The sequence below is a fragment of the Mixta mediterraneensis genome, from assembly GCF_014946725.1.
GTDB lineage: Bacteria > Pseudomonadota > Gammaproteobacteria > Enterobacterales > Enterobacteriaceae > Pantoea > Pantoea mediterraneensis.
Genome location: NZ_JACFXY010000003.1, coordinates 260,265 through 284,629 on the forward strand (window position 1 = coordinate 260,265; position 24,365 = coordinate 284,629).

The 24,365-nt window shown below is 52.3% G+C and carries 24 protein-coding genes; 19 read left to right on the forward strand and 5 right to left on the reverse strand.

Annotation, left to right across the window (positions count from 1 at the left end):
- Positions 1 to 336: 336 nt before the first annotated feature.
- From H2P46_RS07845 to glnB, 4 genes are all read left to right on the forward strand, one after another.
- Positions 337 to 1,764 (forward strand): ATP-binding protein, encoded by a 1,428-nt coding sequence (locus H2P46_RS07845; protein ID WP_193404585.1) that lies wholly within the window; start codon positions 337 to 339, stop codon positions 1,762 to 1,764.
- A gap of 3 nt (positions 1,765 to 1,767) precedes the next feature.
- Entirely contained in the window at positions 1,768 to 2,439 is a 672-nt protein-coding gene (gene qseG, locus H2P46_RS07850; protein WP_193404586.1) for a two-component system QseEF-associated lipoprotein QseG, read from the forward strand.
- Positions 2,436 to 3,773, forward strand: a complete 1,338-nt coding sequence (gene glrR, locus H2P46_RS07855; RefSeq protein WP_193404587.1) for a two-component system response regulator GlrR — start codon at positions 2,436 to 2,438, stop codon at positions 3,771 to 3,773. Before qseG ends, glrR begins: the two co-directional genes overlap by 4 nt.
- A 98-nt stretch (positions 3,774 to 3,871) precedes the next feature.
- Positions 3,872 to 4,210, forward strand: a complete 339-nt coding sequence (gene glnB, locus H2P46_RS07860) for a nitrogen regulatory protein P-II (RefSeq protein WP_007886217.1) — start codon at positions 3,872 to 3,874, stop codon at positions 4,208 to 4,210.
- A 50-nt stretch (positions 4,211 to 4,260) separates the two neighbouring features.
- Here glnB and hmpA read toward each other — a convergent pair whose 3' ends face one another.
- Entirely contained in the window at positions 4,261 to 5,445 is a 1,185-nt protein-coding gene (gene hmpA / locus H2P46_RS07865; protein ID WP_193404588.1) for an NO-inducible flavohemoprotein, read from the reverse strand.
- A 330-nt stretch (positions 5,446 to 5,775) separates the two neighbouring features.
- Here hmpA and glyA point away from each other — a divergent pair, with 330 nt between their 5' ends.
- Both glyA and H2P46_RS07875 read left to right on the forward strand, forming a co-directional pair.
- Positions 5,776 to 7,029, forward strand: coding sequence for a serine hydroxymethyltransferase (glyA, locus tag H2P46_RS07870; RefSeq protein ID WP_193404589.1), 1,254 nt, complete (start codon positions 5,776 to 5,778; stop codon positions 7,027 to 7,029).
- Positions 7,030 to 7,157: 128 nt separating this feature from the next.
- The gene (locus H2P46_RS07875) at positions 7,158 to 8,306 is read left to right on the forward strand and encodes a 3-phenylpropionate MFS transporter (RefSeq protein ID WP_193404590.1); all 1,149 of its coding nucleotides are present in this window, start codon (positions 7,158 to 7,160) and stop codon (positions 8,304 to 8,306) included.
- Here the strand turns inward: H2P46_RS07875 and csiE are convergent.
- On the reverse strand, positions 8,288 to 9,556 hold the full coding sequence (gene csiE / locus H2P46_RS07880) for a stationary phase inducible protein CsiE (RefSeq protein ID WP_193404591.1): 1,269 nt from the start codon (positions 9,554 to 9,556) through the stop codon (positions 8,288 to 8,290). The genes H2P46_RS07875 and csiE overlap by 19 nt on opposite strands.
- A 155-nt stretch (positions 9,557 to 9,711) precedes the next feature.
- Between csiE and H2P46_RS07885 the strand changes: the two genes are divergently transcribed.
- From H2P46_RS07885 to H2P46_RS07895, 3 genes are all read left to right on the forward strand, one after another.
- Positions 9,712 to 10,338, forward strand: coding sequence for a DUF1007 family protein (locus H2P46_RS07885; RefSeq protein WP_193404592.1), 627 nt, complete (start codon positions 9,712 to 9,714; stop codon positions 10,336 to 10,338).
- Positions 10,329 to 11,300, forward strand: coding sequence for a nickel/cobalt transporter (locus tag H2P46_RS07890; protein WP_193404593.1), 972 nt, complete (start codon positions 10,329 to 10,331; stop codon positions 11,298 to 11,300). Before H2P46_RS07885 ends, H2P46_RS07890 begins: the two co-directional genes overlap by 10 nt.
- Before the next feature lie 206 nt (positions 11,301 to 11,506).
- On the forward strand, positions 11,507 to 12,520 hold the full coding sequence (locus H2P46_RS07895) for a TIGR04086 family membrane protein (protein WP_193404594.1): 1,014 nt from the start codon (positions 11,507 to 11,509) through the stop codon (positions 12,518 to 12,520).
- A gap of 67 nt (positions 12,521 to 12,587) precedes the next feature.
- Here H2P46_RS07895 and suhB read toward each other — a convergent pair whose 3' ends face one another.
- Positions 12,588 to 13,391, reverse strand: a complete 804-nt coding sequence (gene suhB, locus H2P46_RS07900; RefSeq protein WP_193404595.1) for an inositol-1-monophosphatase — start codon at positions 13,389 to 13,391, stop codon at positions 12,588 to 12,590.
- 120 nt (positions 13,392 to 13,511) lie between these two features.
- On the opposite strand from suhB, the gene trmJ reads away from it, so the two are divergent.
- The 5 genes from trmJ (at position 13,512) to sseB (ending at position 18,381) form a co-directional block, all read left to right on the forward strand.
- On the forward strand, positions 13,512 to 14,264 hold the full coding sequence (trmJ, locus tag H2P46_RS07905; RefSeq protein ID WP_193404596.1) for a tRNA (cytosine(32)/uridine(32)-2'-O)-methyltransferase TrmJ: 753 nt from the start codon (positions 13,512 to 13,514) through the stop codon (positions 14,262 to 14,264).
- A 104-nt stretch (positions 14,265 to 14,368) separates the two neighbouring features.
- Positions 14,369 to 14,866: a Fe-S cluster assembly transcriptional regulator IscR gene (gene iscR, locus H2P46_RS07910; protein ID WP_193404597.1), complete on the forward strand. Its 498-nt coding sequence runs from the start codon at positions 14,369 to 14,371 to the stop codon at positions 14,864 to 14,866.
- Positions 14,867 to 14,960: 94 nt separating this feature from the next.
- Positions 14,961 to 16,124, forward strand: coding sequence for an IscS subfamily cysteine desulfurase (locus tag H2P46_RS07915; protein ID WP_193404598.1), 1,164 nt, complete (start codon positions 14,961 to 14,963; stop codon positions 16,122 to 16,124).
- A 156-nt stretch (positions 16,125 to 16,280) separates the two neighbouring features.
- Positions 16,281 to 17,567, forward strand: a complete 1,287-nt coding sequence (gene pepB, locus H2P46_RS07920) for an aminopeptidase PepB (protein WP_193404599.1) — start codon at positions 16,281 to 16,283, stop codon at positions 17,565 to 17,567.
- A 49-nt stretch (positions 17,568 to 17,616) separates the two neighbouring features.
- Positions 17,617 to 18,381 carry an enhanced serine sensitivity protein SseB gene (gene sseB, locus H2P46_RS07925; RefSeq protein ID WP_193404600.1) on the forward strand — a complete coding sequence of 255 codons (765 nt, stop codon included), beginning with the start codon at positions 17,617 to 17,619 and terminating at the stop codon, positions 18,379 to 18,381.
- A 30-nt stretch (positions 18,382 to 18,411) separates the two neighbouring features.
- On the opposite strand, the gene sseA is transcribed toward sseB, so the two are convergent.
- A complete protein-coding gene (gene sseA, locus H2P46_RS07930; protein WP_193404601.1) occupies positions 18,412 to 19,254 on the reverse strand; it encodes a 3-mercaptopyruvate sulfurtransferase in 843 nt (280 codons plus the stop codon).
- Between the two features lie 261 nt (positions 19,255 to 19,515).
- Here sseA and ndk point away from each other — a divergent pair, with 261 nt between their 5' ends.
- Positions 19,516 to 19,947, forward strand: a complete 432-nt coding sequence (gene ndk / locus H2P46_RS07935; RefSeq protein WP_003848684.1) for a nucleoside-diphosphate kinase — start codon at positions 19,516 to 19,518, stop codon at positions 19,945 to 19,947.
- On the opposite strand, the gene H2P46_RS07940 is transcribed toward ndk, so the two are convergent.
- Positions 19,944 to 20,090, reverse strand: coding sequence for a hypothetical protein (locus tag H2P46_RS07940; RefSeq protein WP_193404602.1), 147 nt, complete (start codon positions 20,088 to 20,090; stop codon positions 19,944 to 19,946). The two genes, ndk and H2P46_RS07940, sit on opposite strands and share 4 nt — an antisense overlap.
- Before the next feature lie 29 nt (positions 20,091 to 20,119).
- Here H2P46_RS07940 and rlmN point away from each other — a divergent pair, with 29 nt between their 5' ends.
- From rlmN to ispG, 4 genes are all read left to right on the forward strand, one after another.
- Positions 20,120 to 21,289 (forward strand): dual-specificity RNA methyltransferase RlmN, encoded by a 1,170-nt coding sequence (gene rlmN / locus H2P46_RS07945; protein WP_193404603.1) that lies wholly within the window; start codon positions 20,120 to 20,122, stop codon positions 21,287 to 21,289.
- Between the two features lie 80 nt (positions 21,290 to 21,369).
- Entirely contained in the window at positions 21,370 to 22,104 is a 735-nt protein-coding gene (pilW, locus tag H2P46_RS07950; protein WP_193404604.1) for a type IV pilus biogenesis/stability protein PilW, read from the forward strand.
- Complete coding sequence (gene rodZ / locus H2P46_RS07955; RefSeq protein ID WP_193404605.1) at positions 22,094 to 23,107, forward strand: cytoskeleton protein RodZ; 1,014 nt, start codon at positions 22,094 to 22,096, stop codon at positions 23,105 to 23,107. Before pilW ends, rodZ begins: the two co-directional genes overlap by 11 nt.
- Positions 23,108 to 23,144: 37 nt before the next feature.
- Positions 23,145 to 24,266: a flavodoxin-dependent (E)-4-hydroxy-3-methylbut-2-enyl-diphosphate synthase gene (gene ispG, locus H2P46_RS07960; protein WP_193404606.1), complete on the forward strand. Its 1,122-nt coding sequence runs from the start codon at positions 23,145 to 23,147 to the stop codon at positions 24,264 to 24,266.
- The last annotated feature ends 99 nt before the right edge of the window (positions 24,267 to 24,365 follow it).

The window sequence follows — 24,365 nt, forward strand, 5'->3', positions numbered from 1 at the left end:
TAATAAAGGCTTTATTAAATCTGGCACGGATATTGCTATGTAACCATTACTGCTCATTCACCTGTTTATGATTGCCTGGCTTTATGGCTCAGAGCTCATAAAAATCGAATGACGCACCAAACGGAGCCTGCCGTCCACCCCACCGATAATCGTTTGCTATGCAACGTTATCAAGCATCGGACGTAACGTTGAGTTAGGCTCCACCTTATTCTTCCGCAATGCTCAGGCGTTGCGTTAACGGCAGGCCGCAGAGCCTGCCGTTTTCTTTTGTTTCACTTTCTTCCAGCGTCAGACTCCGCTAGCATCCGTTAAGCGTTTTTTTAAGGAAGCGGTTGCGTGAAAAAATGGCGTCTATTTCCTCGATCTTTGCGTCAGCTGGTACTGATGGCGTTTTTGTTGGTGCTATTACCGCTTTTGGTGCTGGCATGGCAGGCATGGGAAAGCCTTTCCGCCCTGAGCGAACAGGCCGCCGATACGAATCGCAACACCTTCACCGACGTGCGTCGTAGCGAGGCGATGGCCCGAACGGCCGTTGAGCTAGAGCGCAGCTATCGTCAATACTGTGTTTTAGACGACGCCACACTGGCGCGGCTTTATCAAACCCAACTTGCACGTTACAACCAAATGCTGGATTCGCACGCTGCCAGCCTGCCAGAACTGCCCGCCTTCCAGACGTTACAGGCTATTATGCCGCAGTTAACCCAGCTGAAATGCGAAAGCAGCAATCCGGTAATTACGGCATCGCAGGCGCTGGACCGCTTCTCTGCTACCAATGCGCAGCTTGTGCAGGATACGCGTCAGGTCGTATTCTCCCGGGGCCTGCAACTGCAACATGAGATTGCCGATCGCGGCCAGTTTTTCGGCTGGCAGGCGCTGATTTTATTTGTTATCAGCCTCGCGTTGGTACTGCTGTTTACCGGTATGATCATTGGTCCGGTTAAAAGCATTGAACGCATGATCAATCGCCTCGGTGAAGGACGCGAGCCAGGCAGCAGCATTGCGTTCCGTGGGCCGCGTGAATTGCGCTCGCTGGGCCAGCGTATCGTCTGGCTGAGCGAACGGCTGGCATGGCTGGAAACGCAACGCCACGAATTTTTACGTCACCTCTCCCATGAGCTGAAAACGCCACTCGCCAGCCTGCGGGAAGGAACCGAGCTGTTAGCCGATGAGGTGGCAGGTGCATTGAATGCCGATCAAAAAGAAGTGGTTGCGATTCTGGACAGCAGCAGTCGTCATTTACAGCAGTTGATTGAACAACTGCTCGACTATAATCGCAAGCTGACAGACAGCCCAACGCCGCTGGAAACGGTCGCGCTGGATGAGATCATCAATATGGTCGTCAGCGCCCATGCTTTGCCCGCCAGAACGAAGCTGATGCATACCGAAATTGTGCTCAACGTGAAGCACTGCCTGGCAGAGCCGATGCTGCTGATGCGGGCAATTGATAATCTCTATTCCAATGCCGTGAACTACGGCAGTGAATCCGGTAACATCTGGCTACGTAGCCAGCAGCAGGGCGAAAAGATTTGGATTGAAGTGGCGAACACTGGCACGCCAATTCCCGCTGAAGAGCAAAAAATGATTTTTGAACCCTTTTTTCAGGGTAGCCAGCAGCGTCAGGGGCCGGTTAAAGGCAGCGGGCTGGGTTTAAGCATCGCTAAAGACTGCGTTCGCCGTATGTATGGCGATCTGAGGCTGGTCGATAGTCCAGAAGCTGACGTTTGCTTTCGCATTGAACTGAACACCACAGCCGGGAATGTCTGAATAATGAAATTCTTCACACCCTTATTATTACTAAGCGCGTTAACCAGCCTGTTGCTTAGTGGATGCCAGACCTCCCCCGTTTCGCCCTCGCTGCCTTCAACGCATTCGGTTGCAGAACCGCAGGTAAAAATAGCCGATTATCTGACAACCGAATGCAGCAGTGTCTGGCCGATTGAAACTGCCGCTGCGGTAAGCAATCCGCTTTACTGGCTACGCGCCATTGACTGCGCTGAACGCTTGTCTCCTGACCAGGCACGAGCCGAAGCCCATCGCTGGTCGGCAGAAAACTGGTCGCGCGCCTTTAAACAGGGCGTATTAATGGCTAACGGCAACGTGACGCCAATGGAACGACGCGATTACGTTACGACACTCGACAGCTTCAGCGCCACATTTCCAGCCTCGGTTCGTCCACTTATCCAGCTATGGCGCAGCAACCAGGCGGCACAGCTTGATCTGAGCGAAACGCGCACGCGTTATTCACGTCTGCAACAAACCAGCGATATGCAAATGGATCAACTGCGCCAACAGCAAATTCAGATGCGCCAGCAGCTCAGTGATACCCAGCACAAACTGGAGCGGCTGACCGATATTGAACGCCAGCTATCGTCGCGCAAAGCGCCGGACATCTCCGACAGCACACACGGCACGGCTTTGCCACAGGCGGAGGAGCAATGATGATAAAACAACCCGCACGCTTGCTGTTGGTGGATGACGATCCCAGCCTGTTAAAGCTTTTGGGTATGCGCCTGAGCAGCGAAGGGTATCAGGTGATCACGGCTGCCAGTGGGCCGGAAGCGTTACGTCTGCTGCAAAAAGAGAAGATTGAGTTGGTGATAAGCGACCTGCGTATGGATGAGATGGATGGCCTGGCGCTGTTTGGCGAGATCCAAAAGCGCCACACTGGCTTACCGGTGATCATCCTTACCGCGCATGGATCGATCCCTGATGCCGTTTCTGCTACTCAGCAAGGCGTATTCAGCTTCCTGACTAAACCCGTCGATCGTGACGCGCTGTACAAAGCCATTGATGAAGCGCTGGCACAGCGGGTGCCCATCAGCGATGACCGCTGGCGCGAAGCGATAGTCACGCGCAACCCGCAAATGTTGCATTTACTGGAGCAGGCGCACATGGTGGCACAGTCAGACGTCAGCGTGTTAATTAACGGTCAAAGCGGCACTGGCAAAGAAGTGCTGGCTCAGGCTATTCATGCCGCCAGTCCGCGTGCAGATAAACCTTTTATCGCCATTAACTGCGGAGCATTACCAGAACAGCTGCTGGAATCCGAACTGTTTGGCCACGCCAGAGGCGCGTTTACCGGCGCAGTCAGCGCACGCGAAGGTCTGTTTCAGGCGGCAGAAGGCGGCACGCTGTTTCTTGATGAAATAGGCGATATGCCCCAGGCATTGCAGGTAAAACTGCTGCGCGTGCTACAGGAGCGAAAAGTGCGCCCGCTGGGCAGCAATAACGATGTTGCGATCAATGTCCGTATCATCTCTGCCACGCATCGCGATCTGCCGAAGGCGATGGAAAAAAAAGAGTTTCGCGAAGACCTTTTTTATCGTCTGAACGTGGTGAATTTAAAAATACCAACGCTGCATCAGCGCGCCGAAGACATTCCCCTGCTGGCGAATCATCTGCTGCGTCAGGCCGCCGAGCGGCATAAGCCGCAGATACGCAGTTTCTCGGTTGATGCTATGAAGCGACTCATGGCCGCCAGCTGGCCAGGTAACGTGCGCCAGTTAGTTAACGTGATTGAGCAGTGCGTTGCGCTCAGCTCGTCGCCTGTTATCAGCGATGCCTTAGTCGAGCAAGCGTTGACGGGGGAGAACAGTGCGCTGCCAACCTTTGTCGAGGCGCGTAATCAGTTTGAACTTAATTACCTGCGCAAATTGCTACAGATGACCAAAGGCAACGTCACCAATGCGGCACGCCTGGCTGGACGTAATCGTACTGAGTTTTATAGGCTGCTGTCTCGTCACGAACTGGACGCCAGCGATTTTAAAGAGTAGTTTTCTGCCGCGAGGCGCGATAAGCCTGCGACGCCGCCAGGAACATTTATACTTGAGACACCCTTCCGACCACGGAGGGAAAGAGAAAAGGGTCTGACATGAAAAAGATCGATGCAATTATCAAACCGTTCAAGCTCGATGATGTGCGTGAAGCCTTAGCCGAAGTAGGCATTACCGGGATGACCGTGAGCGAAGTTAAAGGCTTTGGTCGTCAGAAAGGCCATACCGAACTGTATCGCGGTGCGGAATATATGGTCGATTTCCTGCCAAAAGTGAAAATTGAAATGGTGGTGGGTGATGATATTGTTGATACCTGTGTGGAAACCATCATGAAAACCGCACAGACCGGCAAGATTGGTGACGGTAAAATCTTTGTCTTTGACGTGGCGCGCGTGGTGCGTATTCGTACCGGCGAAGAAGACGAAGAGGCGATTTAACCCCGCATTCAATAGAAAAACCGCAACGGTTACCGCTGCGGTTTTTTTTATTACAGTACTTTGTGTGGTCCAAAAACTTCATAATGAATGCGCGCCAGGTCCACACCCGCATCCCGTAACTGGCCGCCTGCGAACTGCATAAAGCCCAGCGGACCGCAAAGATAGAAGTGGGTGTTTACATCCTGCAGACGTGCTGGCAGCGTAGTTAAATTCATCAAGCCTTGTGCGGTAAAACGCCCGGCGTCCTGTTCTGTTGGCTGGCGATACCAGACCTGCTGTTCAAAATCATTCAGACACCCCCCCGTCGCGGTGACTTCCGCAGAAAAAGCATGCTGTTCACCATTTTCAGCCGCGTGTAACCAGCTAACCGGGGCGGCATGCTGTTGTTCTGCCAAAGCATGTAACATTGCCAGCAGGGGCGTTTGTCCAACACCGGCAGAGATAAGTGCAACTGGCGTCTCAGGCGTCACTTGCATAAAGAAGTCGCCATGTGGGGGGGCCAGCTGAATCTCGTCGCCGACTACGGCGTACCGGTGCAGATAGCCAGAGACAGTGCCTTGTGCTTCGCGTTTTACCGCAATGCGATAATCCTTGCCGTTGCTGCTGTTGGTAATTGAATATTGGCGAATTTGCTGGTACTCAAACGAAGCGGGATGCAGGTAGACGGTGAGATATTGCCCTGGCTGGAAGGCAGCCACCGCGCCGCCGTCAACGGGCGTGAGTGTGATGCTTTTAATTACCGAACTTTGCTCCTCAATGGCGCTAATGCGAAACGCACGCGTTCCCCGCCAGCCACCACGTTGTTGTTCTGAATCCTGATAAATGGCTTCTTCGCGCTGGATAAACACCTGTGCCAGTACGCCGTAAGCACGTCCCCATGCCGCCAGGACTTCATCACCGGGATTTAATAATTCTTTAATCGACGCCAGTAAATGCTCGCCCACAATAGCGTATTGTTCGGGCTGAATATTCAGACCGGTGTGTTTTTGCGCAATCTTTTCCACCGCTGGCAGCAGCGCGGCAAGGTTTTCCAGATTTGCACCATAAGCACAAATCGCATTGAACAACGCTTCACGCTGAGCGCCGTTGCGCTGGTTATTTATATTAAAGACGTTTTTCAGTTCGGGATGATGTGACAGCATGCGATCATAAAAATGCGCGGTAAGCTTTGGACCACAGGCCGCAACGGCAGGAAGGCTGGCTTTCACAGTAGCGATAGTTTGTGCATCAAGCATAAAAAGGACCTCGTGTTTATAAGTTGCATTTTAAATGCATCTTAATGATATGACCTCGGTTTGTAAATAACCCGCTCTTTTTTCAGGGTAATAGAGTGGCAACTTTTCGGTGCAAAATGAAAAGTTTTCCACCATAACCTGAATAAAAATCGTGTCGCGCTGGGCTTGCAAAACAGCGTTAAAATCCTTTAGCAGAAAGGGGCCAATCGTTTGCGTAAAAAGAGGGGATTCACGCTACCTTCACCCATTAAAACGGTTTACACTGTGGGCCTTCGCCCCTTGCGGGGGCTTAAACTGCCGTTAAAATGATAGCTGAGTCAGGAGATGCGGATGCTAAAGCGTGATATGAACATTGCCGATTATGATGCCGAGTTGTGGCAGGCGATGGAGCAAGAAAAGGTGCGTCAGGAAGAGCATATTGAATTGATTGCTTCTGAAAACTACACCAGCCCGCGTGTTATGCAGGCGCAAGGCTCGCAGCTCACCAACAAATATGCGGAAGGCTATCCTGGTAAACGTTATTATGGCGGCTGCGAATATGTTGATATCGTTGAGCAATTAGCGATTGATCGGGCAAAAACGTTGTTTGGCGCTGATTACGCGAACGTGCAACCGCATTCCGGTTCTCAGGCTAATTTCGCGGTTTACACTGCGCTGCTGCAACCCGGCGACACCATTCTGGGTATGAACCTGGCACACGGTGGTCACCTGACGCACGGCTCACCGGTAAACCTGTCCGGTAAACTGTACAATGTGGTGCCTTACGGCATCGATGAAACCGGCAAGATTGATTACGACGAACTGGCTGAACTGGCGAAAACCCATAAGCCAAAAATGATTGTGGGCGGTTTCTCTGCTTATTCTGGTATCTGCGACTGGGCAAAAATGCGTGAAATCGCAGACAGTGTTGGCGCTTATCTGTTTGTTGATATGGCGCACGTGGCGGGTCTGATTGCTGCTGATGTTTACCCAACGCCGGTTCCACACGCTCATATCGTTACTTCAACGACGCACAAAACCCTGGCGGGTCCGCGTGGCGGTCTGATCCTCGCTAAAGGCGGCGATGAAGATCTGTATAAAAAACTGAACTCCGCAGTCTTTCCAGGAGGGCAGGGTGGTCCACTGATGCACGTTATTGCAGGTAAAGCGGTGGCATTCAAAGAAGCAATGGAACCTGAGTTCAAAACTTACCAGCAGCAAGTCGCGAAAAATGCAAAAGCGATGGTGGAAGTGCTGATTGAACGTGGCTACAACATCGTTTCCGGTGGTACTCACAACCATCTGTTCCTGATTGATCTGGTGAGCAAAAACCTGACCGGTAAAGAAGCGGATGCCGCGCTGGGTCGCGCTAACATTACCGTGAACAAAAACAGTGTACCTAACGATCCGAAGAGCCCGTTTGTCACGTCAGGAGTACGTATCGGTACGCCGGCAGTGACACGCCGTGGTTTTAAAGAAGCAGAAGTGCGCGAACTGGCTGGCTGGATTGCTGACGTATTGGATAATATCAACGACGAAGCGACCATTGAACGCGTTAAGCAGAAAGTGCTGGATGTCTGCAGCCGGTTGCCGGTTTACGCATAAGCGATTACCCGCTGAGCAAAACAGACAAAAGGATGGCGAAAGCCATCCTTTTTTACTGCTGTACATTCTATTGCACTGCCAGGCCGTGGCTATGCTTGCTGCAATGACGCACTCTTGCTGGAAGGAATATGGAAATCGGCTCCGCCAAATGGCTCGGATTAAGTTATTTCACCTACTTTTTTTGTTATGGCATTTACCTGCCTTTCTGGGGCGTGTGGCTAAAAGGCGTTGGCCTGGAGGCTGAAAAAATCGGTTTGCTGCTCGGCTGCGGTATGGTTGCGCGTTTTGTTGGCAGCCTGTTGATCGCTTCGCAAGTTCGCAATCCGTCTCAACTGATTACCGCATTGCGTGCGCTGGCGTTAATGACGTGTCTGTTCGCTGTCGGTTACTGGATAGGGCAGCAATGGCTGTGGCTACTGCTGCTGATGGTGGGTTTCAATCTGTTTTTCTCGCCACTGGTGCCGCTTAGCGATGCGCTTGCGGCAACCTGGACACAGCAAATTGGTCTGGCTTATGGTCCGGTGCGACTCTGGGGATCGCTGGCGTTTGTTATCAGCTCGGCGTTAACCGGCATGCTGGTTAACGCGTATTCATCGCAGGCTATTCTGGCGTTGTTAACAATTGGCGCGATTAGCATGCTGGCAGGAATGATGCTTTCGCCAGCCACACAACCGCAGGGTAGCGAACGACAGGGCGCAGCCGATGGCGGATGGGACGCCTGGCGCGTGTTATTGCAAGCGCGCGCAGTTTGGCGCTTTATGTTATGCGTCACGCTGTTACAGGGCGCGCATGCCGCTTATTACGGCTTTAGCGCTATTTGGTGGCAAGAGAGCGGCTACTCAGCCTCCGTGGTGGGATATTTATGGTCACTCGGCGTGGTGGTAGAGATCGTTATTTTCGCCTGGAGCCACGTCCTGTTTAAACGCTGGTCGTCCCGCGATTTGCTGCTGTTATCCGCGATTTGCTCGCTGCTCCGTTGGGGACTGCTGGGTGCCAGTACGGCACTGCCGCTGCTGATTGTGGCGCAGATTCTTCATTGCGGTAGCTTTACCGTTTGTCATCTGGCAGCGATGCGTTTTATCGCCGCACGCAAAGGTACAGACGTGATTCGTCTGCAATCGCTTTATTCCGCGCTGGCGATGGGGGGTGGCATTGCCATTGTGACCATGATTTGTGGCGTGCTGTTCACCCATCTGCAAGGCTATGTGTTCTGGGTTATGGCGCTGATAGCGTTACCTGCGCTTTTTTTGCGTCCAGGTTACGATTCCAGTAAATAACGAATTCGCTGCTGCTGATGTGCTGTCAGCGGCAGCTCAGCGTGAATCAGCGGCGGCGAAAACAGCGGCAGCGAGGCGGCGTAAGGGGAAATCACCAGGTCTATTTCACGTGGTGCACCATTATGCTGAAAATCATTCATTTCCTGGTACTTTATATTGATCGGCAGCAGTGTGATCTCACGGATCTGCTGCTCAACTTCCTGCTCTAGCGCGCTATTTTCACCCGTCAGTAGCAGTACCTGTTTTTCCTGTAACGCGTTTCCCTGCATCAGCCAGGCACCAAAAATTACCGTGATCAAGCTGACTTCTTCGGGGTTAAATTCAACCTCGTAATCACTTTCAAAAACGGTTAACGCCTGCTGAGTAGTACGCAGCAGGCGAGGATAAAGGCGTACAACGTCCAGCGCCACGCTGTTATCAATGCCGATATTAAAATGGATGCGATCTAATGCTTGCGCGAGGTGGGTAAAAAGCTGGTGTTGCAGCTCACTACGATCGGCGAATATCACCTTTGCGCCGCGTTCAAAATCATCGATTAACCTATCGGTGGCCTGTATCAGGCGGTATTCGCTGGGGTGCTGTAAAGATGCGGCATTGGGCGCATGGATCAAACTGAACAGCAGCGTCCAAAAATCAGCTTCGCTGATCGGCGGGGCGAGGTGACAGCGCTTTTGCCAGTGATGAATTACATCCAGCGCCGCATCACGTTCGGCTTTGTGTTGTAACCAGGCAGCTTGGCGTGTACTGAACAAGGCTGGCTGGCGCTGGCACAAACCGTATTTCATAAAAATCTGCAAAAACAGGCGATCACGTGGGCTGAAATCACGTGCTAGCCGCAGGCTGCAGTGTTGAATCAACGCCTGTAAATTGATCTCATCGTATAATGCTTTTTCAATCTTCATTACCTGCAAACGCTGACGCAGCGGCATGGCAAAATGTTCACAGACAAAATCTTGCGACAAGCGCAGACTACGCCGCAGGTTATGCAGCAAACAGATGCGTCGGTCCAGCTCCGTACCATGAATACGTAAACTGCCGTCCACCATTTGATGCAGTTCCAGTTGGTGGTAGCGCTGTATCTCATCACTGACATCTGCAATATCCTGTCGGGCAACCGCAGGCTCTACCCGATTAAGCTGGCAGAGTTTTTCAAGCGTTAGCGCGGGAGACGGCAGAAACAACAGTAACAAAAGATGGCAACGACGCTGTGAACGGGTGAAGAGTGGTGCTGAAGATGTAGCAGAACTCATCAATCTAAATTCCAGCGAGTAATTTTGAGCTAAGAATAGTCAAGGTATAAGTTCACTGCGTAGATTGGCCGGTTTTTTGCTCAGAGGTTTAAAGCGGGTCACAAATTTTTGTTACTAATGGACTCTTTTTGACGGAAACGTTACTTTATAACATTATGAAACGCGCACTTTTTGCTTTGCTGATATTGATGAGTTCGGATGTCTTCGCACATCCACATAGTTTTATTGATATGAAAACGGAACTGATGGCTGACGGGGATCGCTTTACCGCCCTTAAAATGACCTGGACGATGGATGAGATCACCTCTGCCGATCTGTTGTATGACGCTGGCAAGGCGAAGCCCGGCACGGTGGTATGGAAGAAGCTGGCGGCAGGCGTGATGGCGAATGTGTTGGGCCAGCACTATTTTTCTGAAATCTGGCACAACAAGCAGCGGGTGAAATTTTTGAATCTGCCAAAAGAGTACAATCTTTCTCGCAATGGACATAAAGCGGTGCTGGAATTTATTCTGCTGCTGGCAGAGCCCCCCGTGCTGAACGGGCAACGCTTTGAAATCGTTACTTTTGATCCCAGCTATTTTGTCGATATGACTTATGCCAGTGCCAACGCGCTGAGTCTGCCTGCCGTTTTACGCTCGCGTTGCCAGTTCAGGCTCAACACGCCTGAGCCAGCTGATTCGCTAAAGCAATATGCGCTGTCGCTGGATAAAGCCGATGCGCCGCGCGAAGACGTGGATTTAGGACGGCAATTTGCCCAAACGGTGATTTTGGCATGCCATTAATGAAGGTTTCGCTACGTCGCTGGCCGCTGTGGTTAGCAGCAGGCATCATCATTTTGCTGGGCGCGACTTTTTGGCTGCACTGGCCGCAAATCTTATTGCAAAGCGTGTTATGGCAGAGAGAGCTGCATCAGCAAATGACTCAGCTACTGCAACAGGTTGCCGCACAGCCGCAGCAGGCAGGTTTTTCGCTGGTCGGCTTCAGTCTGATCTATGGTGTGCTGCATGCGCTGGGACCGGGGCACGGCAAAGTCGTGATTACCACGTTTCTGGCAACCCATCCGGCAAAGCTAAAAACCAGTATGAGGCTAACCCTGCTGGCATCGTTGCTGCAAGGTTCGACAGCCATTGTACTGGTTACGCTGATGCTGGTAATTCTGCAAACCTCGTCGCGCCAGCTGCACCTCAGTAGTTTCTGGCTTGAGAAGGGCAGTTATCTGCTGGTTATTGGGCTGGGTGTGTGGATTGGCTATCGCGCACTGAAATCACTGTGGCGGCTATGGCGTTCGCGCCCAACGATGACCCTTTATGCAATACAAGCCGTCCATCAGCACCATAAACATTGCGGATGCGGCCATGCTCACCTGCCAGATGCGCAACAGATTTCTGAGGCGGTGAACTGGAAAACCCAGCTGCTGGTGGTGATGTCGATGGGGTTACGCCCCTGTTCAGGTGCGATCATGATGCTATTATTTGCCAAAGTGATCGGTGTTTATCTGTGGGGCGTAGTGTCGGCAGGGGTCATGGCAGCGGGTACAGCGTTAACCATCTCAGCAATAGGCTTAATAGTACAGCGTTCGCGTACTTTCGCTCAGCGATTAGGGAAAAACAACGTAGCGGCGAGCAATATACGTCTATTTATGCCGTTACTGGCTCTGTCAGGCAGCCTGATATTAATAGTTGCAGGTGTCGCATTATGGCAATCGGTACAACCTGTAATGAGCAGCGGTATTCGTCCTTTCTGATATTTAAAAGCGCAACGGTAAATATATCGTCCTGCGCTTTCTCTCCTTGCGGGTTATTTTCACGGCGCGTTAAAGTTTGTATTTCTCTTTGCGCTTTGCTGGTGAAAAATGTTTTTTCTGTCTACGCTAATAACGACTAATCGGACATCTTTTTGTGCGGTTGAATAATTAAAATTGCTCTACGTCTGGTTCAAGGAGAACATATTATGGCTGAAACCCGGATTAATAATGGCACTACTCAAACGGTGACGACAACGTCTGCCGATTTGCCGCTGAAACGTATTTCCTGGAGCGCCGTTTTTGCTGGGGTGATTTGTGCGTTAATTGTGCACATTTTACTTGCCCTGCTAGGAACCGCTATTGGCGCAACGACTATCGATCCTATGGATGAACAAAACCCTTTGCAGCATATCGGCACAGGTGCCCTGGTATGGACTGCGGTGGACATGTTGATCGCGATGGCGGCCGGTAGCTATATAGCCGGACGTCTTGCTCAACGCGAAGGAGCACTACATGGTTTATTGATGTTTGGTCTGAGCACTGTTTTCACCATTTATCTGGCAATTTCACTTGCGAGCAGCGTTTTAGGCGGCGCGATGAATATTGTTGGATCTGGCTTCCAGGCATTAGGTAGTGGTATTTCCGCCGCCGCGCCATCAGTGACGCAAATGGCGAAAGATAAACTGCAAGAAAATAATATTAATTTAGATGATCTGCAAAATCAGCTAGAAACTACGCTTCGCCAAACCGGCAAGCCAGAATTACAGCCTGAGAATTTAAAACAGGATGCAAATAACGAAGCGCAAAATGCAGAGAATCAAGCCTCTAATACTGCTAACCATCCGCAAACAGCCGATACTGATTTAGCTAACTGGGTACGTAGCGTAATGAATCGTCATTCCGATACATTGCAAGCAGCCGATCGCGACGCATTGAAAAATATCATCAAAGCGCGGACCGGTAAAAGCGATCAGGAAGTCGATCAGATCGTTGCGCAGACTGAGCAAAGCTATCAGCAGGCGGTGCAAAAATACCAGGAGCTGAAACAACAGGCAGAACAAAAAGCGCGTAAAGCGGCACAGCAGGCTGCTGCAGCCACGGCGAAAGCCAGCTGGTATGCGTTCTTTATGTTAATTATTGAAGCCATCCTGGCTGGTGTAATGGGTATGGTAGGGCGTCGTACTCAGCCGCATCAGGTGCTGGGCCACGAACGTCGTTAATGTAGCGGATACATTAACGTAGTTGAGAAATGATAAATAAGGCGGCATTCAATGCCGCCTTATTTTTTTAGCGTTTCAGCGCTTCGCTTAATTCTTCACGCATGCAGGAAAGCAGTGCTTTCACTACGCGTGGATTACCGGCGACAATATTACCGGAATGCAAATAGCTGTGATTACCGGTGAAGTCAGTCACCAGCCCGCCCGCTTCACGCACCAGCAATTCACCCGCGGCGAAATCCCATGGCTTCAGGCCGATTTCGAAATAACCATCAACACGACCCGCTGCCACATAGGCCAAATCCAGCGCAGCAGAACCGGTGCGGCGGAAGTCGGCACATTGGGTAAACAGTTTGGTGACGATATTCATATAGGCGGGAGCATGCTGTTTCATTTTGAACGGGAAACCCGTTGCCAGAATGGTGCCATCCAGATCGCGAGCGATGCTGCCGCGTAGGCGATAACCATTAAGCTGAGTGCCCTGGCCACGTACCGCGCTGAACAATTCGTTGCGCATAGGATCATAAACCACGGCAACTTCGGTGCGGCCTTTAATGCGCACGGCGATAGAAACAGCAAAGTGGGGCAAACGTTTGATAAAGTTAGTGGTGCCATCCAGCGGATCGATTACCCATTGAATGTCCTGATCTTCGCCCGCCAGTTCACCGCTTTCTTCGGTGATGATGGTGTGCTGCGAGTATGATTTACGAATGACTTCGATAATCAGGCTTTCTGCGTCGCGGTCAACATTAGTAACGAAGTCGTTGCTGCCCTTCTGGCTGGCTTCGACTGCGTCCGGGGTTTCGTAATTTTTGGCAATTAAATTTCCGGCCTTGCGCGCTGCGCGCACGGCGATGTTGAGCATCGGATGCATCGGTATCTCTCGCTGGATGTTAAAGAACGGGGAAAACGGCGCGGAGTATATCAGCGTGTTCGGTAAATGTCCTCCTTTTATGTTAGGCTACGCGCCATCATTTTCTGACCAATCCCAATTATGCTGCAAAATATTCGAATTGTACTGGTGGAAACCTCTCACACCGGCAACATGGGCTCCGTTGCGCGCGCCATGAAAACCATGGGTTTAACGAATCTCTATCTGGTTAACCCGCTGGTCAAGCCCGATTCACAGGCGATTTCGCTGGCGGCGGGCGCCAGCGACGTGATTGGCGAAGCCAAAATTGTCGATTCGCTCGACGAGGCCATCGCCGGATGTAGTCTGGTTGTAGGTACCAGCGCGCGTTCACGTTCGCTGCCCTGGCCAATGCTCGACGCACGCGAATGCGGCATCAAAAGCGTAGAGGAGGGGCAGCAGGCGCCGGTCGCTCTGGTGTTTGGTCGTGAACGCGTTGGCCTGACGAACGATGAGTTGCAGAAGTGTCATTATCACGTTGCGATACAGGCGAACCCGGAATACAGTTCGCTGAATCTGGCAATGGCGGTGCAAATTATTGCGTACGAAGTGCGGATGGCATGGTTGCAGGCGCAGGAAGCCGCGAAGCCAAAACCACAATATGAAGAATCCCCCTATCCGCTGGTAGACGATCTGGAACGTTTTTATCAGCATATGGAACAAATGATGCTGAGCAGTGGCTTTATTCGTGAAGCCAATCCGGGACAGGTGATGAGCAAGTTGCGCCGCCTTTATACCCGTGCGCGTCCTGAACGCGATGAACTCAATATTTTGCGCGGCATGCTTTCCTCTTTTGAGAAACGTAAAACCCACAAAAATGGCGACGATAATAGTTGAGTAAATTACTCGGTTAAATAGTTGACCAATTTACTCGGGAATGTCAGACTCCAGACATCTTTCGTTAATCCTCCGATAACCGGACGCTATTGAGGTCGTACGCTATGAGACTGACATCCAAAGGACGTTATGCCGTTACTGCTATGCTGGACGTTGCCCTTCATTCCCATGAAGGCCCGGTTCCGCTCGCTGATATTTCTGAGCGTCAGGGCATTTCGTTGTCGTATCTGGAGCAGTTATTCTCACGTCTGCGTAAAAATGGCTTAGTTGCCAGCGTCCGTGGCCCTGGCGGCGGTTATCTGTTAGGTAAAGAGTCAAATACTATCGCCGTTGGCGAAGTGATTACCGCGGTTGACGAATCTGTCGATGCGACTAAATGTCAGGGTAAAGAAGGGTGCCAGGGCGGTGAGCGTTGTCTGACACACGTGTTGTGGCGCGACCTGAGCGTGCGCATCAGCGAGTTTCTGAACAACATTACGCTGGCGGAACTGGTGAATAATCAGGAAATCCTTGATGTTGCCGATCGTCAGAATGCCAACGACAACCGTCGCTTCCAGAATCCGCGAGCACAGGAAATCAACGTTAACCTGCGCGCGTCTTAATTCCGGCCTCTGCTGCTGCGGCCCTTACTGCTAACGCGGTCAGGGCCGTTTCTGCTATAAAGACGTATGAATTCTTATACGGAGCTGTAGCGCAATGAAATTACCGATTTACCTGGATTATGCCGCGACCACGCCGGCCGATCCGCGTGTGGCCAGCAAAATGATGCAATTTTTGACGCTGGATGGCACGTTTGGTAACCCGGCCTCTCGATCTCACCGTTTTGGCTGGCAAGCAGAAGAAGCGGTTGATGTTGCGCGCAATCAAGTCGCGGAGCTGGTCAATGCTGACCCGCGTGAAATCGTCTTTACCTCTGGCGCGACTGAATCCGATAATCTCGCCATAAAAGGTGCCGCGCATTTTCATCAGACGCGCGGCAAACATATCGTGACCAGCAAAACTGAACACAAAGCGGTGCTCGACAGCTGTCAACAGCTGGAGCGGGAAGGCTTTGACGTCACGTACCTGTCGCCCGCCGCCAATGGCATCATCACCCCGGAAGCGTTACGCGCTGCGTTGCGTGACGACACCGTGCTGGTATCGATCATGCATGTTAATAATGAAACGGGTGTGATTCAGGACATTGCTGCCATGGGGGAGTTATGCCGCGAACGTGGCATTCTGTTCCATGTTGATGCGACACAAAGTGTCGGCAAATTGCCCCTCGATCTCAGCGAACTGAACGTAGATTTGATGTCGTTTTCGGCGCACAAAGTTTACGGACCGAAAGGGATTGGCGCGTTATATGTACGCCGTAAACCGCGTACCCAAATTGATGCGCTGATTCATGGCGGTGGTCATGAGCGCGGCATGCGATCGGGAACGTTACCGGTGCATCAGATTGTTGGCATGGGCGAAGCCTATCGGATTGCGCGCGACGTGCGTGAAGAAGAAATGGCGCGTTTGCAGAGGCTGCGCGATCGCTTATGGCAAGGACTCAGCGTACTGGATGAGGTCTATATCAATGGCGATCTGCTGCACAGCTCTGCCAATATTCTTAATGTCAGTTTTGCCTATGTTGATGGCGAATCCTTGATCATGGCGCTGAAAGATTTGGCGCTTTCCTCGGGCTCAGCCTGTACGTCGGCCAGCCTTGAACCTTCCTATGTATTACGCGCGCTGGGCCTGAGCGAAGAGCTGGCACACAGTTCGCTGCGCTTCTCGCTGGGACGGTTTACCACTGAAGAAGAGATTGACTACGCCATTACCCTGGTGCAGAAATCGGTCACGCGCCTGCGCACGCTGAATGTAATCCGCTGATTGCAGCATTCTGGAAACGGCATCATTCACCGGGTTGTGCTGGCGTCGCCTGAATTAATCTGCTATCAGAACAGTCTGCGCATTCCACCTAACACCTTCACAGGCCGTTCCTACACTTTGCCTGGATGAAACTTATAACATATACGGAGCTTCGCGATGACTACGCAACCGATGAACATCACTCTTAGCAACCAGCCCGCCGATGCGCGCTGGGGCGAAAAAGCTATTCTGACCAGCAACGACAGCGGCATGACGCTGCACTTAACCAGCGATGATACGCTGATGACGATTCAACGTGCTGCGCGCAAAATTGATGGACAAGGCGTGCGCCATGTGGCGCTGGTCGGCGAAGGCTGGCACCTCGAACAGTGCTGGGCTTTTTGGCAAGGCTATCGCGGGCCGAAAGGTAAACGTCAGGTTGACTGGCCAACGCTAGGCGAGCATGAGCAGGCAGAATTTTCGCGCCGTCTGAGGATCATTGACTGGGTGCGTGACATCATTAACTTGCCAGCGGAAGAGCTGGGCCCGGAAGTTTTAGCCCACAACGCGGTGGATCTGATTAACGAAGTGGGCGGCGATGCCGTCAGCTATCGCATCACCAAAGGTGAGGACCTGCGCGAGCAAGGTTACAGTGGCTTACACGCCGTAGGGCGTGGTTCAAACCGTCCGCCTGCTTTCCTCGCGTTAGATTTCAATCCAACGGGTGACGAGAATGCGCCGGTTTATGCCTGTCTGGTAGGCAAAGGAATTACTTTTGATACCGGCGGCTACAGCATGAAACAGAGTAATTTTATGGACTCGATGAAATCTGACATGGGCGGCGCGGCCACCGTAACCGGCGCGCTGGCAATGGCCATTTCACGGGGGCTGAACAAGCGCGTAAAACTGTATCTGTGCTGCGCCGATAACATGGTCAGTAGTAACGCCTTCAAGCTGGGCGACATCATTCACTATCGCAACGGTAAATCCGTTGAAGTGATGAATACCGATGCAGAAGGGCGCCTGGTATTAGCCGATGGCCTGATTGATGCCAGCGAGCAGAAGCCAACCTTGCTGATTGATGCGGCTACGCTGACCGGTGCGGCAAAAACGGCACTTGGCAACGATTACCACGCGCTGTTTACCTTTGATGACGTTATGGCGCAATCTCTGATGGGCAGCGCGGTCAGCGAAAACGAGCCTTTCTGGCGCTTGCCTCTGGCGGAGTTCCATCGCAATCACCTGCCGTCCAACTTTGCCGATCTGAACAATATCGCCAGTCCGGCGCATTCAGCCGGGGCCAGCAGCGCGGCCGCTTTCTTGTCGCATTTTGTCACTCATTATCAGCAGGGTTGGCTGCACATCGACTGCTCAGCAACGTATCGTAAAAGCGCAGTTGAACAATGGTCTGCGGGCGCAACCGGCTTAGGTGTGCGCACACTGGCAAACCTGTTACTGAAGTAAATTGATCCCGACGGTGGCCAACGGGTCGCCGCTTTTTTGAGAGTAGAATATGAATCGTCTTGAAGAAGTGCTGAAGCTGGCGGCAACGGAGCCTGCGCATCGACCGGAATTTTTTCAGTTGCTGCTGGAGTCGGATGCCTGGGTGCCGGGCGAAAGTACCACGCCACAGCTCGACGCGAATACGCCGGTCGATTTGCAGCACTGGGAAAAAGAGGATGGCAGCAGCGTCATTCCGTTTTTTACGTCAGAGCAGGCGATGAGTGAAGCCATCAGTGAGGAGCAAGCGTACCTGCGCTTGCCGGTGCGAACGTTGTTTGAAATGACACGCGGTGAAACGCTGTTTCTGAATCCCAGGCTATCGAGTGGCAAAGCGTTCTCTCCGGCTGAGATCAGCCATTTGCTGGGCGAAGCAGGGAACGCGCTGAGTCAGCAAACGGTGCTGGAAGGCGGACATTCACTGCTGTTATCGGAAGTGGCGGAACCGCCTGCACAGGTGATCGATTCTCTGACGCAGCTGTTTAGCAAGTATAAGCAGGTACGACGCGCATTCATCGCCAGCATTCGCGAGCGTGCCGAAGACACGCCCAATCTGCTGATCGGTATTGAAGCGGAAAGCAATATTGACGAGATTATCCAGGCGGCAGGCAGCGTAGCGACTGACACGTTGCCGGAGGATGCGCCAGTTGATATTTGCGAAGTGACGGTAGACGATCGCGGTATCAGCCATTTCTTTACGGCGCACATCACTCCTTTTTATGAGCGTCGCTGGGGCAGCTTCCTGCGCGATTTCAAAGGAAGCCAGCGTATTATCTAAAAAAGTGCGGCACTGAAGCCGCGCTTTCTGTTATTTCTCAATCGGTAAGTCGTCGCGACTCCCCCATTCACCCCATGAGCCGTCATAAAGCGTCACGTTGCGCGCGCCCAGCGTAGTCAGCGCCAGAATCACCACCACCGCAGTGACACCCGAGCCGCAGCTAGCAACGACAGGTTTACTCACGTCTACGCCGGCTTTAGCAAACAGCTCGCGTAATTCGGCCACCGGCTTTAGCTCGCCATTCGCCACTAAATCATTCCACGGCACGTTAAGGCTATGCGGGATATGGCCGCGATGCAGCCCTGGACGTGGCTCATCCACCTCGGCATTAAAACGATTTGCGGCCCGCGCATCGACAATTTGCGCGCCGCCTTCATGGCTAATCAGCAGCACATCGTTAAGACGTTTAACCTGGCCTTCATCATAGTGCGCTTCAAACTCGCCCTCCGGCAGGGTTACCGGGCCGGTTTCAACTGCGAAGCCCGCCGCTTTCCAGCCCTGTAAACCACCAGCCAGAACAGACACGTGCTGAACGCCAAAAGCGCGCAGCATCCACCATGCCCGCGGTGCCGAGAACAGATTACCTTCATCGTACACCACTAAATGTTTGTCACTGCTGACGCCCAGTTCACGCATCGCCACGGAAAAACCTTCGGGGCGCGGCATCATGTGCGGATAGGCGCTGGTGTGATCGGACAGCGCTTCAATATTGAAAAAAGGCGCATTGGGCAAATGGCCTGCGAGATATTCGGCTTGAATATCGCGCACCGCTTCCTGACCAGGCGGTAACATGCGTGCGTCCAGCACCTGCAGGGTTTCCTCGGTGTAATGTTCATGCAACCAGTCAGCGGATACAAACAGGGGAGCTGTCATAGCAACCTCTTTTCAGAATTCAGGAACGTTTAGTTTCCGGTAATGAGCGTGCTATCTCAAGAAAAAGCGATGACTAAATGGCGACGCTGATCGGGCGCATCGCACAATTACTGACTCAATGCTTCGAGGCAGATCAATATTTTTCAATAAATTATGAGATCTCTGATAGGCAAGGCTTGGCTCTGCCCCTATAATCGGCGCCGTTTCTTAGCTGGGGCGTGCGCTCCCCGGTTTCTTCAGGACGTTATGACAGAGGTCAACATGGCAATCGAACGTACTTTTTCTATCATCAAGCCAAACGCCGTCGCTAAAAACGTGATCGGTGCAATCTACAATCGTTTTGAAAGCGCAGGCTTCAAAATCGTTGGCGCAAAAATGCTGCAGCTGAGCAAAGAGCAGGCTGAAGGTTTCTACGCTGAGCATCAGGGCAAGCCTTTCTTTGACGGCCTGGTTGAATTCATGACTTCTGGTCCGGTTGTGGTTTCTGTCCTGGAAGGCGAAAATGCCGTTCAGCGTCACCGTGACCTGATGGGCGCGACTAACCCAGCGAATGCCCTGGCAGGCACCCTGCGTGCCGACTATGCAGACAGCTTCACCGAGAACGCGACTCACGGTTCTGACTCTGCTGAATCTGCTGCACGTGAAATCGCTTATTTCTTCGGCGAAAACGAAATCTGCCCACGTACCCGTTAATCGCCCGGCGATAAACGGATAGCTGGCTTTACAAAAATCTGCCAAAGGATCTCGATCCCGCCTGGCATCAGGCAGCAGATGTTGTACAATATTGCGCCTTCATTGAGCATGCTTAGTGAAGGCGTATTCTTAACCAGAGCCATAACGTGTAACAACGAGGCCAGAGAACATTATGTCCGAACAGATTGTGACGCCGTCGTCCGCATCCCCCATTGTTGTTTCCCCACAAAACCAAAAAATTAATCTGCTGGATCTGAATCGTCAGCAGATGCGTGAGTTTTTTATTGCGCTGGGCGAGAAGCCTTTCCGCGCCGATCAGGTCATGAAATGGATGTACCACTACTGCTGTGATGATTTCGAACAGATGACCGACATCAACAAAAAGCTGCGTACCAAACTGATGGAGCTGACCGAGATCCGGGCGCCGGAAGTGGCTGAAGAGATGCGTTCCGCCGACGGTACGATTAAATGGGCGATCCGCGTGGGCGATCAGCTGGTGGAAACGGTCTATATTCCGGAAGACGATCGCGCAACGCTGTGCGTTTCTTCGCAAGTGGGATGTGCGCTGGAGTGTAAATTCTGTTCGACTGCGCAACAAGGCTTTAACCGTAACCTGCGTGTTTCGGAAATTATCGGCCAGGTATGGCGTGCCGCGAAAATCATCGGTGCGGCAAAAGTAACGGGCCAGCGTCCTATCACCAATGTTGTGATGATGGGAATGGGCGAGCCGCTGCTTAACCTGAATAATGTCGTACCGGCAATGGAAATCATGCTGGATGATTTCGGTTTTGGCTTGTCAAAACGCAGAGTGACGTTATCAACCTCGGGCGTCGTGCCCGCGCTGGATAAACTTGGCGACATGATTGATGTCGCGCTGGCCATTTCGCTGCATGCACCGAACGACAAACTGCGTGACGATATTGTGCCGATCAACAAAAAGTACAACATTGAAATGTTCCTGGCGGCAGTAAAGCGCTACCTGGCAAAATCAAATGCCAACCAGGGACGCGTCACCATCGAATATGTACTGCTGGATCACGTTAACGACAGTACCGATGATGCGCATGAGTTGGCTGAGCTGTTGAAAGAGACGCCGTGCAAAATTAACCTGATTCCCTGGAACCCCTTCCCGGGTGCGCCTTATGGTCGTAGCTCTAACAGCCGCGTGGATCGCTTCTCCAAAGTGCTTATGGAATACGGTTTTACCACCATTGTGCGCAAAACGCGTGGAGATGATATTGACGCCGCCTGTGGACAGCTGGCCGGGGAAGTGATTGACCGCACCAAACGTACAATGAAGAAAAAAATGGCGGGTGAGCCGATAACTGTGAAGGCTCTCTGAAACCCTGGCGCTTAGCGTTTCCCGCTTGTGTCGCTCGTGGCAGGCTATTGCCAGCTAATGAGCGACATAAGGGTAACGAAATGCATAAAGGATTATCGACAGGATTACTGGCGCTGTTTGTTGTAAGCGGTTGTGTCAGCAAAGCAACGCCCCACGGTGCTGCAGAGGTGCGTCTACAGTTAGGGATGCATTATTTAGCTGTAGGAGATTATGCCGCTGCACAGCGTAATTTTTTGCGTGCTCAGGCCGCTGCACCGCGTGATTACCGCATAGCTTTGGCACTGGCCCGGCTGGCCCAGCGGCAAGGAAACATGGCAGCTTCGACAGAGCAGTTTCTTCATGCCCAGCGCCTGGCACCAGATAATGGTTACATCGCTAACAATTACGGTGCGTTTCTTTGCGCTTTAGGGCAGTATGACGAAGCGCATCAACAGTTTAAACGGGCAAAAGATGCGCCGGAAGGCGACGCCCGCATCGATGCGCTCGAACTATCGGGATATTGTTATCTGCAGGCAGGCGATGATGACGCGGCACGTTCAGCACTGCTGCACGCGCTGGATGCGGACCGCAGCAAAGGAGAGTCCGTGTTAGCTGAGGCCGAAAGGCTGCTGGAAACAGATCAACAGGCTAACACATCGTTATTGTTAAAGATTTACCAGCAACGTCTGCCTGAAACGGCACGCAGTCTGGCGTTACATATACGTTTCGCCGCGCAACAGGAAAATGTCGCAGATGTCAGGTTTTATGGCGACCAGTTAGCGCGGCGTTTTCCGCAATCGATACAGTACCAGCGTTATTTAGCTAATGAATACTGAAGCCAATCAAGAGAATTCTGCAGTACATTCAACAGGTGAACGCCTGCGTCTGGCCCGTGAGCAGATGGGACTGACGCAGCAGAACGTTGCTGAGCGCCTGTGTCTGAAACTTTCTACCGTTCGAGACATTGAGGAAGATAAATCGCCCGCTGATTTAGCCTCGACGTTCTTACGCGGCTACATTCGCTCTTACACCCGTCTGGTGCATATTCCTGAAGAGGAATTACTGCCAATGATGGCGAAACAAACGCCGGTGCGTGCCGCAAAAATCGAACCGATGCAAAGTTTCTCTTTGGGTAAGCGCCGCAAAAAGCGCGACGGTTGGTTGATGATTTTCACCTGGCTGGTGGTGTTTGTGGTGATTGGCCTGACGGGCGCATGGTGGTGGCAAAACCATAAAGCGTCGCAGGAGGAACTGACGACCATGGTCAGTCAGAACGGCAGTAATGATGACAGTAGCCAGTCCATTCCGCTGGGTGAAACCGCAGGCGATAGTACGTCTGATGAAACTGCTGCGCCTGCCGCACCGGATGAAAGCAATCCGGCACCCATAACCATGGATAACAGCGCTGCCAGCACGCCTTCCGTGACTACGCCCGCGAACAATGCCAGTCATCCTGCTACGTCAGCGCAGCCTGGCGGCGATAACGCCGTGGTTTCACCTTCTCAGGCTCCGGTCAATACGTCTGCTGCACCCACGTCAACCGCACCGCAAATACCGGTTGGGGCTGCTGCTGTGAGCGAACCGGCAACGGATCCCAACGCGGTTGTTATGACTTTCAATTCTGATTGCTGGTTAGAAGTAACGGATGCCAGCGGTAAAAAACTGTTCAGCGGAATGCAACACAGCGGTGGTAAACTCAGCCTCGCGGGTACGGCTCCGTATCGTCTGAAAATTGGCGCGCCATCGGCCGTACAGGTGCAATATCAGAACCAGCCTGTTGATTTAAGTCATTTTATCCGTAATAACCAGGTTGCTCGCCTGACATTAGGTGCGCAATAACAGCGTATCGCGTACCGGGCAATTGTGGAGAAGAAATATGCATAACGAAGCACCCATTATCCGCCGTAAATCAAAACGCATTTACGTCGGCAAGGTGCCAGTCGGCGACGGTGCACCTATTGCCGTTCAGTCGATGACCAATACCCGCACCACCGATGTGGCTGCGACAGTAAACCAAATCAAAGCGCTTGAGCGCGTAGGCGTGGATATTGTCCGCATCTCTGTGCCCACTATGGACGCCGCCGAAGCATTTAAGCTGATTAAACAGCAGGTCGACGTACCGCTGGTGGCAGACATCCATTTTGATTACCGCATTGCACTGAAAGTCGCTGAGTATGGCGTCGATTGCCTGCGTATCAACCCAGGCAATATCGGTAACAACGAACGTATTCGTATGGTGGTTGACTGCGCCCGCGACCGCAATATTCCGATTCGTATCGGCGTGAATGCGGGGTCGCTGGAAAAAGATCTGCAGGAAAAATATGGTGAGCCGACGCCGCAGGCGTTGCTGGAATCAGCTATGCGCCACGTTGATCACCTTAATCGCCTGAATTTCGATCAATTTAAGGTCAGCGTGAAAGCCTCGGACGTGTTCCTGGCGGTCGAATCGTATCGTCTGCTGGCAAAGCAAATTGAACAACCGCTGCACCTCGGTATTACCGAAGCAGGCGGCGCGCGTGCGGGGGCGGTGAAATCGGCTATCGGACTTGGTCTGCTGCTGTCGGAAGGCATTGGTGACACGCTGCGCATTTCGCTGGCGGCCGATCCGGTCGAAGAAGTGAAAGTGGGTTTCGATATTTTGAAATCGCTGCGTATTCGTTCGCGTGGCATTAACTTTATCGCTTGCCCAACCTGCTCGCGTCAGGAATTTGACGTAATCGGCACGGTAAACGCGCTGGAGCAGCGTCTGGAAGATCTCATCACGCCGATGGACGTTTCTATTATTGGTTGTGTCGTGAATGGTCCAGGCGAAGCCACTATCTCTACGCTTGGCGTAACCGGCGGTAATAAGAAAAGTGGTTTCTATGAAGATGGAGTGCGTCAGCGGGATCGTCTCGACAATAGCGATATGATCGATCAGCTGGAAGCCCGCATCCGTGCCAAAGCGTCGATGCTCGACGAAAGTCGTCGTATCGACGTGCAGCAGCTGGAAAAATAATGGCGCACGCAGGCTGCGTGCGTGACTTTTTTGACTGAACCTGTGCGGTTTCATCCTCATAAGGTATGATGCCGGACAGGTTTTTTTGTATTAAGAGAT